This window comes from Paenibacillus sp. MCAF9 (assembly GCF_052114265.1).
Taxonomy (GTDB): Bacteria; Bacillota; Bacilli; order Paenibacillales; family Paenibacillaceae; genus Pristimantibacillus.
In genome coordinates, this window is the sequence record NZ_JBFREL010000005.1 from 159,014 (window position 1) to 175,768 (window position 16,755).

General features: G+C 42.9%; 19 protein-coding genes, 1 tRNA gene and 1 pseudogene. 16 read left to right on the forward strand and 5 right to left on the reverse strand.

Annotated features, from left to right (window positions below; all coding sequences use genetic code 11):
* Nucleotides 1-132: 132 nt before the first annotated feature.
* Genes AB4Z45_RS11045 through AB4Z45_RS11055 form a run of 3 tightly spaced genes read left to right on the forward strand, consistent with a single transcriptional unit; the run spans nucleotide 133 to nucleotide 2,030 of the window.
* Nucleotides 133-855 carry an MntP/YtaF family protein gene (locus AB4Z45_RS11045; protein ID WP_441909260.1) on the forward strand — a complete coding sequence of 241 codons (723 nt, stop codon included), beginning with the start codon at nucleotides 133-135 and terminating at the stop codon, nucleotides 853-855.
* Nucleotides 856-870: 15 nt separating this feature from the next.
* Entirely contained in the window at nucleotides 871-1,467 is a 597-nt protein-coding gene (coaE, locus tag AB4Z45_RS11050) for a dephospho-CoA kinase (protein ID WP_441909262.1), read from the forward strand.
* A complete protein-coding gene (locus tag AB4Z45_RS11055; RefSeq protein ID WP_441909528.1) occupies nucleotides 1,464-2,030 on the forward strand; it encodes a lytic transglycosylase domain-containing protein in 567 nt (188 codons plus the stop codon). The genes coaE and AB4Z45_RS11055 overlap by 4 nt, the downstream gene beginning before the upstream one ends.
* Nucleotides 2,031-2,137: 107 nt before the next feature.
* On the opposite strand, the gene AB4Z45_RS11060 is transcribed toward AB4Z45_RS11055, so the two are convergent.
* Nucleotides 2,138-2,356, reverse strand: coding sequence for an alpha/beta-type small acid-soluble spore protein (locus AB4Z45_RS11060; RefSeq protein ID WP_053377233.1), 219 nt, complete (start codon nucleotides 2,354-2,356; stop codon nucleotides 2,138-2,140).
* Nucleotides 2,357-2,499: 143 nt separating this feature from the next.
* On the opposite strand from AB4Z45_RS11060, the gene nrdR reads away from it, so the two are divergent.
* The 8 genes and pseudogenes from nrdR (at nucleotide 2,500) to AB4Z45_RS11100 (ending at nucleotide 6,625) form a co-directional block, all read left to right on the forward strand.
* Complete coding sequence (gene nrdR / locus AB4Z45_RS11065; RefSeq protein ID WP_053377232.1) at nucleotides 2,500-2,982, forward strand: transcriptional regulator NrdR; 483 nt, start codon at nucleotides 2,500-2,502, stop codon at nucleotides 2,980-2,982.
* A gap of 116 nt (nucleotides 2,983-3,098) precedes the next feature.
* Nucleotides 3,099-3,175 (forward strand) — tRNA-Ala (locus AB4Z45_RS11070).
* A 55-nt stretch (nucleotides 3,176-3,230) separates the two neighbouring features.
* Nucleotides 3,231-3,734 (forward strand): annotated as a pseudogene (locus tag AB4Z45_RS11075) (ABC transporter permease); the annotation flags it as partial.
* A gap of 21 nt (nucleotides 3,735-3,755) precedes the next feature.
* Nucleotides 3,756-4,073, forward strand: coding sequence for an ATP-binding cassette domain-containing protein (locus AB4Z45_RS11080; protein WP_441909529.1), 318 nt, complete (start codon nucleotides 3,756-3,758; stop codon nucleotides 4,071-4,073).
* A 10-nt stretch (nucleotides 4,074-4,083) separates the two neighbouring features.
* Nucleotides 4,084-4,563, forward strand: coding sequence for a DUF4265 domain-containing protein (locus tag AB4Z45_RS11085; protein WP_441909263.1), 480 nt, complete (start codon nucleotides 4,084-4,086; stop codon nucleotides 4,561-4,563).
* A gap of 377 nt (nucleotides 4,564-4,940) precedes the next feature.
* Complete coding sequence (locus AB4Z45_RS11090; RefSeq protein WP_441909264.1) at nucleotides 4,941-5,462, forward strand: DUF4303 domain-containing protein; 522 nt, start codon at nucleotides 4,941-4,943, stop codon at nucleotides 5,460-5,462.
* Nucleotides 5,463-6,224: 762 nt separating this feature from the next.
* Complete coding sequence (locus AB4Z45_RS11095) at nucleotides 6,225-6,380, forward strand: helix-turn-helix domain-containing protein (protein ID WP_430061641.1); 156 nt, start codon at nucleotides 6,225-6,227, stop codon at nucleotides 6,378-6,380.
* A gap of 23 nt (nucleotides 6,381-6,403) precedes the next feature.
* The gene (locus AB4Z45_RS11100) at nucleotides 6,404-6,625 is read left to right on the forward strand and encodes a DDE-type integrase/transposase/recombinase (protein ID WP_441909532.1); all 222 of its coding nucleotides are present in this window, start codon (nucleotides 6,404-6,406) and stop codon (nucleotides 6,623-6,625) included.
* Nucleotides 6,626-6,800: 175 nt separating this feature from the next.
* Here the strand turns inward: AB4Z45_RS11100 and AB4Z45_RS11105 are convergent, their stop codons facing one another.
* The 4 genes from AB4Z45_RS11105 to AB4Z45_RS11120 all read right to left on the reverse strand — a co-directional run bounded on the left by AB4Z45_RS11105 (nucleotide 6,801) and on the right by AB4Z45_RS11120 (nucleotide 12,473).
* Nucleotides 6,801-8,444 (reverse strand): M56 family metallopeptidase, encoded by a 1,644-nt coding sequence (locus AB4Z45_RS11105; RefSeq protein WP_441909265.1) that lies wholly within the window; start codon nucleotides 8,442-8,444, stop codon nucleotides 6,801-6,803.
* A gap of 2 nt (nucleotides 8,445-8,446) precedes the next feature.
* Nucleotides 8,447-8,839: a BlaI/MecI/CopY family transcriptional regulator gene (locus tag AB4Z45_RS11110; RefSeq protein ID WP_441909266.1), complete on the reverse strand. Its 393-nt coding sequence runs from the start codon at nucleotides 8,837-8,839 to the stop codon at nucleotides 8,447-8,449.
* A gap of 307 nt (nucleotides 8,840-9,146) precedes the next feature.
* Nucleotides 9,147-10,472: an MFS transporter gene (locus AB4Z45_RS11115; RefSeq protein WP_441909268.1), complete on the reverse strand. Its 1,326-nt coding sequence runs from the start codon at nucleotides 10,470-10,472 to the stop codon at nucleotides 9,147-9,149.
* Between the two features lie 18 nt (nucleotides 10,473-10,490).
* Nucleotides 10,491-12,473: a beta-N-acetylhexosaminidase gene (locus AB4Z45_RS11120; RefSeq protein ID WP_441909533.1), complete on the reverse strand. Its 1,983-nt coding sequence runs from the start codon at nucleotides 12,471-12,473 to the stop codon at nucleotides 10,491-10,493.
* Between the two features lie 88 nt (nucleotides 12,474-12,561).
* Here AB4Z45_RS11120 and AB4Z45_RS11125 point away from each other — a divergent pair, with 88 nt between their 5' ends.
* The 5 genes from AB4Z45_RS11125 (at nucleotide 12,562) to AB4Z45_RS11145 (ending at nucleotide 16,656) form a co-directional block, all read left to right on the forward strand.
* Nucleotides 12,562-13,773, forward strand: coding sequence for a helix-turn-helix domain-containing protein (locus AB4Z45_RS11125; RefSeq protein WP_441909269.1), 1,212 nt, complete (start codon nucleotides 12,562-12,564; stop codon nucleotides 13,771-13,773).
* 304 nt (nucleotides 13,774-14,077) lie between these two features.
* On the forward strand, nucleotides 14,078-14,638 hold the full coding sequence (locus AB4Z45_RS11130; protein WP_430061645.1) for a sigma-70 family RNA polymerase sigma factor: 561 nt from the start codon (nucleotides 14,078-14,080) through the stop codon (nucleotides 14,636-14,638).
* Nucleotides 14,619-15,311, forward strand: a complete 693-nt coding sequence (locus AB4Z45_RS11135; protein WP_441909271.1) for a DUF4367 domain-containing protein — start codon at nucleotides 14,619-14,621, stop codon at nucleotides 15,309-15,311. The genes AB4Z45_RS11130 and AB4Z45_RS11135 overlap by 20 nt, the downstream gene beginning before the upstream one ends.
* A 738-nt stretch (nucleotides 15,312-16,049) precedes the next feature.
* Nucleotides 16,050-16,178, forward strand: coding sequence for a winged helix-turn-helix domain-containing protein (locus AB4Z45_RS11140; protein ID WP_441909273.1), 129 nt, complete (start codon nucleotides 16,050-16,052; stop codon nucleotides 16,176-16,178).
* Nucleotides 16,179-16,227: 49 nt separating this feature from the next.
* Complete coding sequence (locus AB4Z45_RS11145) at nucleotides 16,228-16,656, forward strand: transposase (RefSeq protein ID WP_441909275.1); 429 nt, start codon at nucleotides 16,228-16,230, stop codon at nucleotides 16,654-16,656.
* Nucleotides 16,657-16,755 lie beyond the last annotated feature (99 nt).

Consider the following 16,755-nt stretch of genomic DNA (forward strand, 5'->3'; position numbering starts at 1 on the left):
TCAGCAAATGTTAACCAACATGCACAGTCAAATACTCCCCGCATATGATAAGTGTGTTACGAACAATAGGCGGATGTCTACTTACAGCTTCTTGTGAGCCGGATCGCCGCTGTGCGGGGAGGGACTAAAACATTGTTCGCGCATGTAGTTTCATTATTAGTTCTTGCTGTTGCTGTTAGCGTAGACGGTTTTGGTGTTGGCGTTACTTACGGTTTGCGGAGAATCCGCATACCGATTGTGTCAATACTGATTATTGCTTGCTGCTCTGGTATTATTATTTATTTGTCCATGCAGGTTGGCGGATTGATAACCACGTTCCTGTCTGAATTCGTTGCGCGTCTCATTGGCGCATGTGTCCTCATGCTGATTGGTGTCTGGGCGCTATTGCAGCTTAGACGAAACAAACAGCAGCAGGATGATGTGAGGCATGAGCACGTAGAAACTGCAGTACAAGAAAGTGCTGCTACGGCAGAAGCTGGCGCAAAAACACATGCCGGAGAGATCGCGAATGCTGCGCTTGTCGTTATGGTAGAGCTGAAGCGTCTAGGGCTCGTTATTCAGATTTTGCGCACGCCACAGTCGGCTGACGTCGATAAATCAGGCACCATCTCTGCATCGGAGGCCGTCATGCTTGGCTTTGCATTATCACTTGATGCATTTGGAGCTGGACTTGGGGCTGCGTTGATCGGATTGCCTTCCTTACTTACGGCTTTAACCATAGCGGCGGCGAGTGCGCTTTTTCTTGTAGGCGGCATCCGTTTTGGCTTTCGTTTCTCCGCATGGAAAGGCATGCAGACATTAGCTATGCTGCCAGGCATATTATTAATCATAATCGGAATCATGAAGCTGTTATAATTTGAGGTGAAAAGGATGATAATCGGATTAACCGGCGGTATTGCCAGCGGCAAAAGCACAATCGCAAACATGCTCGTCGAACGCGGTGCGCTGCTGGTCGATGCCGATCAAGTCGCAAGGGAGGTTGTACTTCCCGGGGAACCAGCATTAGAGGCAATCGCCTCTACGTTTGGACAAGCTGTCCTTGAAACGGACGGTTCTCTTAACCGCAAAGCTCTCGGCGAAATTGTGTTTCGCGATAAACAATCATTAGCAAAGCTTGAATCCATAACCCATCCTGCTATACGGGCGCGGATGAAGCAAACCATACATACTTACGCGCAGCAGTATCCAGAACGATTAGTAGTAGCTGACGTGCCGCTGCTATACGAGACGAAGCAGGAGCATCTGTACGAAGGCATATTGGTCGTATATGTACCCGCTGAGCTTCAGAAAAAACGTTTAATGGAACGAAACCAATTGCCTGAGGAAGAAGCAAGCCGGCGTATCGCATTGCAAATGGATATTGAGCAAAAGAGACTGAAAGCGGATTGGGTCATCGATAACAGCGGATCGCTGGAGGAGACACAGCGTCAGCTGGATGAATTTTGGAAAAGTATGTGTTTGCCATGAGGGTATTCCAAAAGAAAAGGGTGTTGCTCGTCCTCCTGCTTGGTTTATTGATGATTTTATTTCTCAAATCAGATTGGCTTGCGGAGTGGATGTATCCGGTTCATTACAAAGAAGACATTCGTGCAAGTGCTTCTAACTATGGCGTTGAGTCGCATTTAGTGGCCGCGATTATTCGCAGTGAAAGCAATTTTCAGACTGGCAAGGAATCGAAGAAGGGTGCACTGGGCTTAATGCAAATTATGCCTGATACGGCTGCATGGGTCGTTCAAAAAGCAGGATTTCAAGCCGTAACGGATGACATGCTTATGAATCGTGCAGACGTTAGCATTGAGGTTGGCGCGTGGTATTTAAGATCTCTTAATCAACAATTTGATCAAAATAAGATAGCTGCAATTGCTGCATACAACGCGGGTCCAGGGAATGTTCGCAAGTGGCTTGACTCGGGGACTTGGGATGGAACGATCGAATCGGTTAAAGAAATTCCGTTTGGAGAAACTAGACACTATGTGCAGCGAGTCATTTACTATTATAATAAGTATAAGGACTTATATCCGAGTCTTTAATGGATGATCCTTAACGATAACGAAAATAAATGAAGCCTTGGAGGCTCGTCTCTTCATGGACGAGCACTGCCAAAGCTTCGGTTATTCATACAACTTTTAATGAATCATTATTTGTATTGACCAGCAAGGGATTGCTCGGCAATTTGCACTAGGCGACGGGTAATGTATCCCCCGATGGAGCCTGCGTCTTTTGTAGCCATGTTGCCGTAGTATCCGTCTTGCGGAATTGCGATGCCTAGCTCTTGAGCAACTTCATATTTCATTTGGTCAAGGGCAGCTGTCGCTTGTGGCACTACCAATTGGTTACTGCTGCGGGATGCGCTCATGTATGTTCACCTCCTTGCGGTTGGTAAAAGTATTATGTGCAAAAATCTGAACTTCATTACAGGAATTACATGGAAATTCAAATTTTTTTTCGAAGAGTTCATTTTTGAGGCTCAAGCGACTAAGAAAGGAGGCAATACGCATCATGAAATGCCCATACTGTGACTATGCCGGAACGAAAGTATTAGATTCAAGGCCCGCCAACGAAAACAAATCCATTCGTCGCCGCCGTGAATGCGAAAAGTGCAGCCGCCGCTTCACGACATTCGAAATGATTGAAGAGACGCCTCTGATCGTCATCAAAAAAGATGGCAGCCGTGAAGAGTTCAGCCGTGACAAAATATTGCGGGGTCTTATCCGCGCCTGCGAGAAGCGTCCGGTTCCTGTGGAGCGCCTAGAGGTAATCGTATCCGAGGTTGAGAAGGAGCTGCGCACAACGGCACATGCCGAAGTTGATAGCAGCGATATTGGTGGAATCGTTATGAACGAGCTTTATCCTGTAGATGAGGTAGCTTATGTCAGGTTCGCATCTGTTTATCGCCAATTCAAGGACATTGATATGTTCATGAAGGAGCTTAATAATTTGCTGTCCAAACACCCGCTCAATGGTATGATAGATAAGGATTGACAGTTTTGACGACCCTATGCTAAGATCAATCTTGTCGTCATTTGGGGACTTAGCTCAGCTGGGAGTCCACTTATGGTTGGTTACACTACCATAAAGAACTGCATAAGAATGATCACGGGGAATTAGCTCAGTCTGGGAGAGCGCTTCGCTGGCAGCGAAGAGGTCAGGGGTTCGAGCCCCCTATTCTCCACCAACACTTTAAACTTAAACGGCAGAGATGCCGTTTTTTTTTTTTGTATTGATTTGATTTTGTTGCACTGCTAGCTGTGCTGGTGATTTCGGCATTTATCATGATTGTTCCGCAGAACCTGTACAACACGATTTCCTCAAAAAGCTTTATCAGTTATATGGAGATTGGAAACTACGATCTGCGCATACAGACCAACAATATCGATAATATCTCTGGAAAAGTCACTGAAATCGTTGAGACGATGAAAAGCGATCAAGCCATATCAAAGGTTGGCGTTCTTACAACAAAAACATTCAAGGCAAAAACGGAAAACGGATCAGAGGAAAATATTAAAATTGAGCTTGGCGACCATTCGATATTTCCTATCGTATATTCCAAGGGCAAAGCACCCGCAGCAAATGATGAAATTGCATTTTCGACTATATATGCCGATGTGATGAGCAAAAAGGTTGGCGATGACATTACGCTGGTGATTGAGGGACTGGAGAAAGATCTCACGGTTAGCGGAATCTATTCCGACATTACCAACGGTGGCAAAACCGCCAAGGCTGTATTTGCCGACAAAGAGAATGAGCTTTCAGATATACGTAGAACAAAAATGGTATTTGTTTTTCAACAGCCGACTATGCTAAAAAATCTAAATATCCTCGACAACATCATTCTTCCATCAATGCGCGACAACAGAAAAAACGCCGAAAAAATATCAGAGAAGGCAAGAGTGCTTATGAAAAGGGTGGGCATTGCGGAGCTTGAAAAGCGAGATGTTACACAGGTTTCGGGCGGTCAGCTTCAACGTGCGGGAATATTCTGTTTTAAAATAAATGATCTAACCGGACTCAAATATACAAACGACTCAACGAGGTCCGTTATGTTAGCGGAATTTATCCTAAGAGGTAGATGAGGAGCATCGTATGGAAGATAAATTAACATTGATCAAGGTTATTGCTGACACAAATTCACAAGGAACTGTTTTAGAAGAGCTTCCTGCAGAATACCTAAGCGATCAAAAATTCAAATTATGTGCATCACCAGGGCTAGCTCTAGGCCTTGCGAAAGGAGATACAATAAAACTCCATCCGAGCGGAGATTTTGAATTAATAAAACATGGCGGAAATTTCTGCATTCAAATTTACAACGAACAGCCTATCAAAGAAAAGATAAAAGTAGCTGAATCTATAGTCAAGCGAGAGCTTTCGGGTTCTTTAGATGGATTTCATAATGGTTCACTTGCCTTCACCGCTCCCATCAGCAATGGATTTCATGCCACCAATAATGTTTTCAATAAAATTAGAAATTTATTGGAATCTGAATACTATTACTCTAATATTTACAAAAATCCATATAATTTAGAAGATGAAGAGTTAGTTAGTTGGGCTAGAGATCTGGATTAATTGGTTCGACAGATTGCAGATATGCAATCTTAACCCTCCATAAATACATCGAATATCCTAAAAACATCAATAACAAAAAAAGTATAGAAAAACTCGAAGACATCGAATTATTCGCCGAAACGGAATTATGCCTAGGAGATAAAAATCTTGGCCTTTTTTTATTGAAGGCACTAGCATCTATTGAGCGTCAGTTTTCCGATGTGGATGATATTGTCCTTAGAGCAAAAGAAGCTGTCATTAAGCAACAATCATCGAAAGGAAACTAAGTAACTTCGTATATAAGCACTCAAGGGTAGAATCCAGATTCTGCTAACGACTTGCATACTGCGACATAAACTCTATTTGCTAGGCAGAGACATATTCTTATGAGGTGAAAAATGCTAGAAAATATCGATCTTGTGAAATTAATTAGAGACTCAGCTCAAAACTCCTTTTCCGAATTACGAAAATCTAACCCAACCGATGAGTTTTGCGCCTTCGGACTCTATTCAGATGAAGGAGCAATGACTGTTTGCCCTTCTGCAAACACAAAAGAATATCTGAAGGAGAAATGCGAAAAAGACCCGGACGAACCCTTGTACTACAAATGGAGTCCCGCCGAGTGGAAGTATGAATTCTCTGGTCATGAGTGGTTTAATGACGTACAGCAAGTCATCGAGCAGTTTCATAAATCACACCATACAGATGAACAGTTTACCAATTTTCAGGGATACCTATATGATTCATGCATACTCGCTCTGGAACTGTTGAGATCAGATGGATTTTTTCAAAAATGTATAGTTGTTTTTTCCGTAACAGATTATTTAGATGATGAAAAAGAGATTTCTTGGATCTATCGTCTAAATGATCCCAAAGAGGCATCCGAATTCGAAAATTGGGTTAAAGATCAAGAAGATTGATTATTTCACCATACCTTTAGAAAAGGTGGTTTAGGCAACACTGCAAAGTTTCATTGATATCCGCCGGCATTACAGATCCACGCTGATGGCCAGTACAAGCAGGGCACCCTCGAAAGCTAGTACGGCTGGTGTCAGTTGACAGAAACTTTGTTCCATAACAAGTTGCGTAAATCGTGGCTTTTTTGATTTATGGGCTCAAGTTCTTGTCATTTGATGGTGACAAGAGCATTGTCCCATTCCCGACGGATGATCAACAGTGGGAGGGAAGGGTAGTTAGCCTGAGCGGCACTTAAATAACTAGGGTTTGATGAATCCCCGCTTATCTGTGACTAAGCGGGGATCGAAATCACTTCTCATAGACCTAGATAAACGCCTGTAAGTCCAAAAGCATGAAGAGTATTGGGGAAGATGGGATTTATCCCTTGTATATAGTCTTTATGCTAAGATGAAATAGATGAAAATTGAGGAAGAAAAGGAGAGGCGAACACCGGATAGGCGCACATGGCGCCTTGTCTCATAAGGTCGCCGGGCATGTCCTCATGGGGACGGGAATCGAGCTAGGTGGAGCCTAGCAAGGGACAGACCGCGCGCACGAAGGTGGATTATCTCGAGCAATGTGGTTATTTAATATGCAAAGCTCATCCCACTGATAATAGAGGGGAAATTGTTATTTTGACCGAACGAGGTTTTAGGGGGTGTTTGGCATTGGCTACAAAAGGACAGAAGTTTAAACGTTACAGTTAGGAGACCAAGCTAAAAGCAATCGAGCTAAAGCTAGGTGGCAAAACAAAAAGGGAGATAATAAAGGAATTGGGGATTGAAGATGAAGGTCAGATTAAGAAATGGATGCGTAAATACAAGCAACTCGGAGAGTACAGGCTTATGGATAATAGAGGGCGCCGTATGCAGGACGTGTAGCGTATAATAGACTTAATCATGATATTACAGCAGACAAACCCAATCAGAAATGTGTCACGGATATTACTCAGTACCGCGTGTTCAATCAGAAGATTTACCTGTCCGTAATTAAGGATTTGTTTAATACTGAAATTATTGCTAATCACGTGAGTTTCAACAATGAAAATCCGTTGGTATTAAAAACGTTCGAAAAGGCATTTAACAAGCTGACTCCGGTTGAGTACCGTCGCCAGCTTGTTTCCTAGGGCTTTTTTCAATGTCTATAAAATCGGGGGCTTGACCATGCAGCATAGGTTTTTTTTGTCTACAGAATGGGGTCTTGTTCAGACTGCTGCAATAGTTATTTAACTATCGTTCTCCAATTTTACATTTGTTGCCCTAAGGCCTTGCGGTAGCAGAGCCTCTAGTCGTTCAGCTCATTCACATAAAAGGGTTAATATTTGTAATATCTCCAGTGGATCGGTCCACTGTTATAAGAAACCGGCCATCGCTAGTAAGATTGCCCTCGTAAGAAGGTCTAATTTCAAATAAAACAAGTGAGTCATTGGCGTAGCTATGTTCTGTTGTTGTAATTTGTACTTCTTGAACACTAACATCCAAGAATTGTTGAGCCAATTGAGTCGCTTTCTCTTTACTTTGGTCTATTGAAATCCATTGTTCTTTTTGTATTTCATTGCTTTTGTTTGATTCTTTAGCTGCCTTCATATCATTAATACCAATTATTTTATTATTTTGACCAACCCATACACGCATACTGTCGTCTGCAGTTACATAAGTCGCAGTTTCTCTTTCATCTTTTATAAGTGAAAATCCAGTTAGGTTAAAATACTTCTGCAATACGAGAGTAGCTTCTTCTGCAGTATTGACTGTCAGGCTTTGGATTTGGCCGCCTCCAGGCTTCGATAGCTTTGCCACTTCTACTGTTTCATTTGAATGGGTATTCCCTTGAGCATTTACTAATGAGAATGAGCAGACAGTTAATAGCGTTGCTAATCCTAATACAGATAAGCGCATAGAATTTTTCTTAAAATGTTTAATCATGAGTATTCTCCTCTTGAGATGCTTGTAATTACTCGATAATCCGACCAAACCTGGATATCTCCGGGCTCCTGTATAATGCTCCAATAAATTAATGATCGTCTGGCCGTAAGCTGCTTTGTGTTCAGCATGGATGTAGGACAAGGCTAATGCATCACAGGCTACCTCTTGATCTGCTCGCATTCGTGCGTAGACAACCCACATTATCGGATTAAACCAATGTAAAATAACCAGAACATGCATGAGCCAATTCATCGCAACGTCCCTGCGCTTGATATGTGCCAGTTCATGATTGAAAATATAACGGAATTGATCGGCATCCATCGAACGAATCAACGAACTGGATAATAAAATCCTTGGTTTCATAAACCCATAAACCGCAGGACTTGGCACTGCATCTGTTACGGTCAGAAGAATCGGTTGTTTGACCGACATTTGGCGCTTGCATTGCTCGAATACTTGTAATACCGCCGGATGGGTTACATTGGGCTGTTTTTTAATTCGTCTATACACGTTGATATTGGCTATAAGGGTTACAAGGCTCAAGATTATGACCCCTAGCAACCAACCAAACAACAGGATGTCTCGCAGCGTTATTTTGGATAATAGATCCACAAACGATTGCTTTGCAAGGACTTGTTTTTCAGGAACATTCGCAGAGGAATGAACTATGACATCGGATGGATCTTTGAGTGTCCATTCGCTCGGTGAATCCACGTTGTTCTTTAACTGATTCTTTCGTTCATAAAGATTGGAAATATCATCGAGCGATCCTAAAAGGGATTCATTAGACAACTGCTGCTTCATTGGCAATAGATTGTATACGCTGTACGAGCTTTCTGGCGCCCAAGGCAATACGAGCCGAATGACAACAGGAAACCATAGGAGATAATGCCACTTCGGCTGCAACTTGTTTCTGAGCATCCATTTGATCATGACAATGAGAACAACCAGCATACTTGCCATCAACGAAGCGCGAATCACCCAGTCGAAAAACACCTGCATATACATCTGCACATATGTCATGGCTATTTGCCTATCTTCGATTTGTTATCATCGAATAATTGTTTCAGCTCATTGATTTCCTGTTCCGTCAGTTTTTTCTCCTGAAGGAAGTTCGCAAGCATCGGTTTAATAGCTCCACCGTACAATTTTTGCAAAAAACTTTTGGTTTCACTTTGCAAATACTCATTTTCTGAAACCAATGGATAAAACATTTGGGCTCGTCGAGATTCGTCTTTGTTGATTCCAACCGCTTCTTTCTGCACCAGACGGTTAAGCAGCGTACGAATCGTCTTCGGACTCCAGTCCATTGTTTCCGTTAGTTGTTTAACAATTTCGCTGGATGGACATTCCTTCCTCGCCCAGAGGATTTTCATAACTTCCCATTCTGCATCTGTGATTTGTGGTAATTTAGTCATACTCGAAACCTCCCGTTACATGTAAAAGGATCACATTTGTAGGCCTACAACTCATATACTACACGTGTAATCCTATTGTGTCAACGAACATCTCTTACCATTCACTTCCTATAACGACGAAAATAATAATAATTATGATGTGTAATACCTTTAGGTGGGAGATCGCATAGCTGGCAGCGATTAGGTCAGGGGTGAGGGTTCCCCTAGGCTCGACCAATAAAATAGAAAACCACGTCCTCTGGACGTGGTTTTCTATTTTATTGGTGGTTAGCCTAGTCCATTAGCATGTATCCTTCAAGCGGGCACCCTATGCCTTAAGGTCTGCTACAATCTCGGCATACTTCTTTTCAGATAGATCATAGAACGAAATGATAACTATACTGAGCACAATCCCCATTGCCGGAATGATTGACATCATCAAATTTATCCCAGTCAAAGCAGTATCCGATTGCGTCACGTTCGGTGAATAATCAAAGAGAGTTAATCCATATCCCGCCACGGCACCGGCAATGGCTGTACCTATCTTTCCATTGAACGTTCCTACAGCCGTAACAATACTTTCTGATCTCTTCCCTGTTTTCCACTGGGCATATTCGATTGTATCCGCTTGCATGGAAGCGGCAAGAACGATACTAAAACCAACGCCGAACATACTGATTGCATTCATTGCAAACAAGAACAAGATTTGATCCGATTGTCCGAAGAAAAACAATACATTTGCAGTTATACAGATTATGCCACCAGCAATAAACGTTTTCTTCTTACCAAATTTAGCGGATATTCTAGGCATGATTCCTATTGCAAGAAGCATAAACAACATACTGCTCAACGAAAAAGCAGTAAACAGCCCTTCATTCCCGAGATTGTATCTTACATAATATAGAGTAACCGTCTGCTTCAATATCAACGAGGTCCCGGTAAATAAACCAGCAAGCGTAAGGATGAGCAGAGGTTTGTTTTTCAACACAACATTCAGACTCGCCTTTAGCGATTCATGCTCGGGTTTGACTTCATAAATATGTTCCTTCGTATTACGGAACAAGATGATGGTGAACAAAATACAGAGAGCAGCAAATATAACAGCCGTCCAAAAGTATCCCTTACTGGCATTCCCATTCCCAATAGCATTTATTATAGGTAGAGAAGCTCCGCCAGCTACTACACCACCGATAATGCCAAGCATCTTCGCGATAGCAATTACTTTAGTGCGTTCTATGGGATCACTCGTCATGGCAGGCGCCAGTGACCAGAAAGGAACGTCGAACAAGGCATATGCCGTATTCCACAGCGCATACGTAATGATTACATAGGTAATTTTCATAGCAGGACTAAAATCTGGTGCATATAAACACAGAACGGTCAATATCGAGACTAGAATTCCTCCCGCTAAAATAAAAGGTCTGAATTTACCCCAACGCGTGTGAATTCGATCGACGACCACAGCAATGACCGGATCCAGCAATGCATCCCAAATTCTTACTAGGAGAAATAAGGTACCAACAAACACCGCGCTAATTCCAAGTACATCGGTATAAAATACCATGAGTAAGAATGTCATTAGTCCATAAACTAAGTTCTGTCCCATGGCCCCTGCACCGTAGGACCATTTCTCTTTCGCACTCACTTGATGCATGACACTCTCTCCCTATTTTTAAATAGACTTTAACTCTTTAAGCTTCATCTCATATTGTTTTTTGAGAGTGTTAAATTGTTGTATGCTTCGATCCAAGCCGCCAATCCGATTTCTTTTCAACCATACGGCAATGTAACGGCCGCTGAATGTTGTAATTGAATCAATCAATCCAGCAAGTCTTTCTTGGCTCCATTTCTCACTCTCGTTTTGCTCTAGCAAAATAAACTCAAAGAGGTCAATACCATGTTGTAGAAGACGAATCGTAGACGAGAACTCTTCACGAATTAGCTGATTATCCGCGCACTTCATATCACTTTCTTTAAGCTTGTTCTCCATTTCATCCAGAAAACACCTCATCTCTTCATATTGGTAATTCCTCATAAAATCAATAGTCTCATTTTTAGGTAATTTAGCCAATGAATAGACAATTGTCTCGAAGAGAGAATTTAGTATATGATTTAGCACTTCGCTTGAACTCAAACCGCCCATTGGAGACAATAGAATGAACGTGCCCGTCATATTTAGCATCGGGAAATTCTCGTATCGGTAGTAGTTCCCCAGCTCAAATACAAAGCTACCCATAACCTTGTTGACATCTTCAAAAACGAATAGGTTTAAATAGTTCGCAGTATCTGCTTCAGCCGTTGCAATAGAATCTACATTCCAACTCAAGCTTGCGCTATAAACGTAACTTGCATAGCTGATGGGAGCGTACTGCCAATGTCCCATATCCCCCCAGTCGGTCACAATGAGGCCTTTTGCATCGTATTTTTTGCCGTTAATCGCAGCATCAGCAATATTGCCGAGCATGTTATCCGTCCGGCCTGCAATAGAACTCCAACTGCTTGTGCCTGGGCAGACCATATAAGGCTGACCGGATTCCATCAACGTCTTGCAGTTACTTTCGAAAGAGCTTACATTTTCATACATCCAATCCAACACAACGCAATCTTTAGGCAGATCTTTGATCATTTCAGGATGTTTGAGAATAGTATCCCCCCAGTAAAGAGGCTTCTTCCCATGTTTTTGTACGATTTGTATGACTTTATTCAGAAATTCCAGGTAAAGATCGCAGGTATTTGATTCCGTATCTGCTTCACGGCTTTTACCTTTTCCCAGTTCAAACGGTTCATCAAAGTTGATATTAACAAACGGTGATGAATAATTCGGAAGCAGCTCATTAAGCATGTTCTCGACTAATTCCAGCGACTTGGGATCTTTCACGTTCAAGGTAGAAGCCGGAAATGTGAGGCCAGATGCAAGCTCGAAGCCATCCGGGCATTCGGCCAATTCATTGAACCGCTCTTTTTCAAGCCATTGTGTCATATGCCCCAAACTGTTCTGATTCGGAACGAAATCAATAAACTGTTCAGCGGCGTATCGATCCAATGCTTGAATTTCAGCTGCTGTCAGCGGCGTTTCGTCTGGGAAGAAACTCTCGTAGCGTTTGTACTCGAAGCAGTAGCCTTCCATATAAAGCTGCAGATGATTCATTTTGAGATCGGCCATCAGATCGATAAGCTTATACAGAGAATGCATGGAGGGGATTTTGTCTCGCCCAATATCCAGCATCAAGCCTCTTACTTTCAAATCCGGAACATCCTCAATCTTCACGTAAGGTATTACTGCCCCGCACTGATTGTAAATCTGCTTCAAAGTAGTCAGCGCATAGCTTAGGCCAGCCAGATCCGCATATTGAATCGCAACACCTGTCTCTTGAACCGAAAGGTAATATCCTTGCTCATCGATCGTATCATTATATACAAATGAAAATGCTGCTTCGTGTTCTTGATTCTGGTCTACTACTACGCATGACTTTCCTGTGATTTCGAGTAACCGATGCTTAATCATAGCCTCGCTCTTTTCAGGCAACGGAGATGAACGGAGTCGAACGAACAACTGATCCGGTTTCAGCCATTGCCCCGATTCTAGAACTACATGCCGAGGTACGGGAAACAGGAATAAACTATAAGTGTTTACCAAATTTGAAACCCCTTTCATTTTCAGATAAAACAAAGTATACTATCATCGAAATGAATACTTGGATAATTTCTTTGAGTTTTAGATAAAAATATTGGGGTGTTTAAGAATGATTGAGAAAAATCAAATAGATATCCGTTTGTTAGAGGAAAAAGCTAGCAGCTTTCATTTGATTTCCGGGGAAGGCGTTACAGGTGTGGACCTGGAGCTTAATATCTATTTCTCTTACATGGATTCCAAGACATCATCCAAACTTGACGACCAGAGGGCACTCACAGATCTCTTGGCATGGATAAAGAATAACCAGAATGAAATGCTGGAGACCAATCACTCCTATATTTTATTTCTTTCATCCTATTCATGGATGTTTTATGTCCAACTGTTAAAAAATACTGGCCATTATATCATCTTAGGTCCAATTCAAGAACTCCCAGGTACGGAGAAAACTCAACATTTGATTCGGTTATGCTCCTGGCTGTTTCAATCGAATGATACATTTTCCATGCCTCAGCCAACAACATATGCGATTCCATATGAAAGCGAGCTTCCTGCATCGCCCGATGTGTCCCTTCTCCAGATTTACTATGAGCAGGAATTTATCCACTTTCCTCTGGAGAAAGGCATGTATTTGAAAGCAAAAATGTTAGCGGGAGATATCAAGGCTATTCAGGACTTTTTCGATTCGTATAAGAATATTCAATCTGAACTTGTCTATGACCATATTGAGCTTGCTAAAGGCGACTTAGTCCGATCAACTAAAAATCATTTTATTGCTCTTTGCGCGGTCGCATCTACTATCGCCATGGAAGCTGGAACCGATGATGAATACGCTAGAACGATCGCCGATAAGTACATCCTTCAAGTTGAGAATATGCATTCAAGGGTGGAGATTATTAAACTAATAAGAGAGGTGTTCTTGAAGTTTACAGCCATAATTAATGAATATTCTAATCCAAATTATTCAGCTCTGGTCAAAAGCACGATTCAATATATGAATACTCACTTCTTTGAAAAAATTACTTTGAACGAAGTAGCAACAAAACTAGAAAAAAACCCTTCTTATATATCGGATAAAGTGAATAAAGAAACCGGGCAGTCGTTCAATGCAAATCTAAATCAAATACGGATCAAGGAGAGCAAGCAATTATTGACTCAGACACAAAAATCCGTTCATGATATCGCGATTGCAGTAGGGTTTGAATATCAGAATTATTTTGCTAAAGTGTTTAAGAAAATAGTCGGGGTCACGCCTGTCCAATATCGTAATAAAAGGTCGATAGGCGTAGAGGTTCCGGAGGCTTCATCAATGAAAAGCAAGTAACTAATATGTTTGAAATAATGAAATGTCTTTCGCAATCAAACCAACAACTTCTGGGTTAAATATGAATACGTACAAACTTGCGTCGAAACCGATTGGCCTACGAACATGCGCTGAACATATTCCATCACCACACCCTACAAGATAGACGAGTACATGTGGCTTTTATCGTTTGAAATTCAAGCAAGAAGGAATATGGGCAATTAAGCTCAAATTCGCGAAATCTTTATTGGATTGTCAGATTTAAAGCGCAGTGCAGCGAAAAATGCGCTCAGGCCGTCTAATAGGTGGAGGTGATGATTCAGTGATGCCGGCCGGCTCGAATAACAAGGAAAATTTCCCGAAAGATCCCACTCAAGCTCTAGAGCAGTTGATGGAAAGCTTTGGCTCGACGATCATGCGCACCGCTTATTTTTATACCGGGGATCGGCATTTTGCCGAGGATATCAGTCAGGAGGTATTTCTTCGCGCTTATCGCAACTGGAACTCATTTCGTGGAGATAGCGCGGTTAAAACCTGGTTGACGACGATCGCAATCAACGTTTGCCGGGACAAGATGGGTGTGCGGATGTTTACGGAACAGCCGACCGATCCCAGCCTGATGGAGCGGGGACGGATATTCAACGTAGAAGAAGAAGCGCTTAAAAGATTGCAGAAAAGCGAGATTTTGCGGCATATGCTGCGTCTGCCTCTGCCGTATCAGGAGGCTTTGTATTTATACTATTATCTGGACTTGGACACACGGGAAATTGCGAAAGCGACGTCGTCGCCCGAGGGTACCGTGAGAAACAGACTGCACCGGGCGCGCGAGGCGTTGGCTCGGGAAATGCGCAAGGAGGAGACAACCGATGACGGACATGGAGCGTAATTTACGTCAACAATTGCAAAAGGAGTCTGATGATATGTTGTTTTCTAAAATGGAATTGAGCGATAGCGTTAAACAGAAAATCAGGAAACAAGCCGCCGCGGAAGCGAGAGGCCGCCGCCGATTCGTTCTTCCGAAAGCCTGGCTTGCAGGAGCGGCAGCACTGGTCGCGGCAGTCGTCATAGTGGCGGGATTGCCGATGCTGCAAGAGCCCTCCGCAGTCCCGACGCCAACGGATAATTCGTCGGAAATCGTGCCGCCCGGAAACGGAGGAGCCACAGGCTCGGAGTTGTCCCAATTGATTACAACTCCATTAGGAACGGCGGAGGCAGCCAAAGCAGCTTTCGGTTCCGGTGTGCTTGTTCCTCAAGTCGCCCCGGAAGGCTTCAAGTTGGCTGAGATCGTCGGCGTGGGAATGAAGGACCAACCGCTCAGAGATTTAAACTTCACATACGGCTCGGGTGAAAAGACGGTGACGTTCAGCGCGAGCCGCATGCCGGCGGCGTTCCCGACGGACCTGTTCACCCAGACCAAAGTGGGCGGAGCGGACGGCTTAATTTTCGAGCAAGCCGAGTTCACGGAACTGTTCTGGGTGGTTGACGGCATTCATTATGGCGTGTCCGGTCCGATTTCGGGCGACGAGGCCATGAAGGTAGCCGAATCGGTAGAGCCTTAATGAGTTGATGCATGTATATCGTGAATGAATTGAATGCCCCACCCGTCGAATGCTAGATAAATTGGGGTAGTGTAATAGCCCCACACGGGAGAGCATATCACTGGCAGATATGAGGTCAGGGGTGAGGGTCCCGCTAAGGTCCACCAAAACACTGAATGCGCGCAGTTCTTCGAAACTGCGTTTTTTGTTTTGTATGGACATATGCTGATCGAACGAGGAAGGTGCGTTTCGCAAGAACATTCGATAAAATTCGATAATAATTTACTGAACACGAACGGATAATGTTATATAATAGCAAATAACTGGATGAGAATTTTTTGCTATATAAGTTGAACTCATAGTTTCTACAAAGTGATGTACCTCGCCAATCCAGATAAAGAAAAAGAAAGACAACCGAAGGGCGGTATAGACATTAACAACACAAAATAAAATTCAAGAAATAACCGAAGCGATGAAACAAACGGATAATACACGCTTGTATGAGCGTTTCTTGGCGGTTCGTCTTCATTTAGGCCGATCCTATTCTTTGTAGATATTTTTAGAAGAACCTATCAATCTATTAGCACCTATTGGAAGAGCTATTAGGAGGATGGCATGCCCGCAATCAATCTTGGTCATGCTCCCGGTGGCCCTTGAAAACTGACGGATGAACAATTGTGAGAAATCGCCAAGACGATTGTCAGCAAGATACCGTTCGATCTGGGTTTCGAAGCTCGGCATACCTGGACACTAGCTTTCTTGACCGCTTGGATCGAGTGTCAGTTCGGCCAGTCGTTTACGGAAAAAGGTATATCTAAGTTACTTACACAGCTTGGATTTAGCTGCACCAAAGTTACATATATACTCGCCCGCGCAAACGTGGGCTGAGCAAAGAGCATTTCGAGAGATCACGCTCTCAGCACTGAAAGAGCAGGTCATGCAAGGAATAATGGATCACTTACTATATAAAAACGAGTCGATGATTCGTTCATATCTGGCGCTGCAATACAACTTGTTTCTCAAGGGGCAACAACGAAATATCCCTACATACGGCCGCCATGAAGGGGCGAAGTTGCTTGCTGTTGTTAACTACGAAACGGGACGTACAACACATCAGGAGGTCGAAGAGTGTGACACCACTGCGTTTCAACGGTTTCTCGAACGTGTGCTAGAAGAGTACCCGATAGGTAAAATCGTCATGGTACTCAATTACGCTCGTATCCATCACGCAAAGCAGTTACAACCTTTTCTCCAAAAGCAGGAACGATTAAAGCTCGTTTTTCAGCAAATTCTATCCAATCCAAAAAAATGTCACCGTTTCATAAAACAAATCAATTCATCGTCGACCAGAGTCATTGGCTTCTAACTTGAATATTAAAATATTCAGTTCATTACATAGTTTGACGGGTTGAGCCTTTTTTTTCGTGTGAAATTTGTTCGGAACGGTTTATTCTGGTTGAAATAT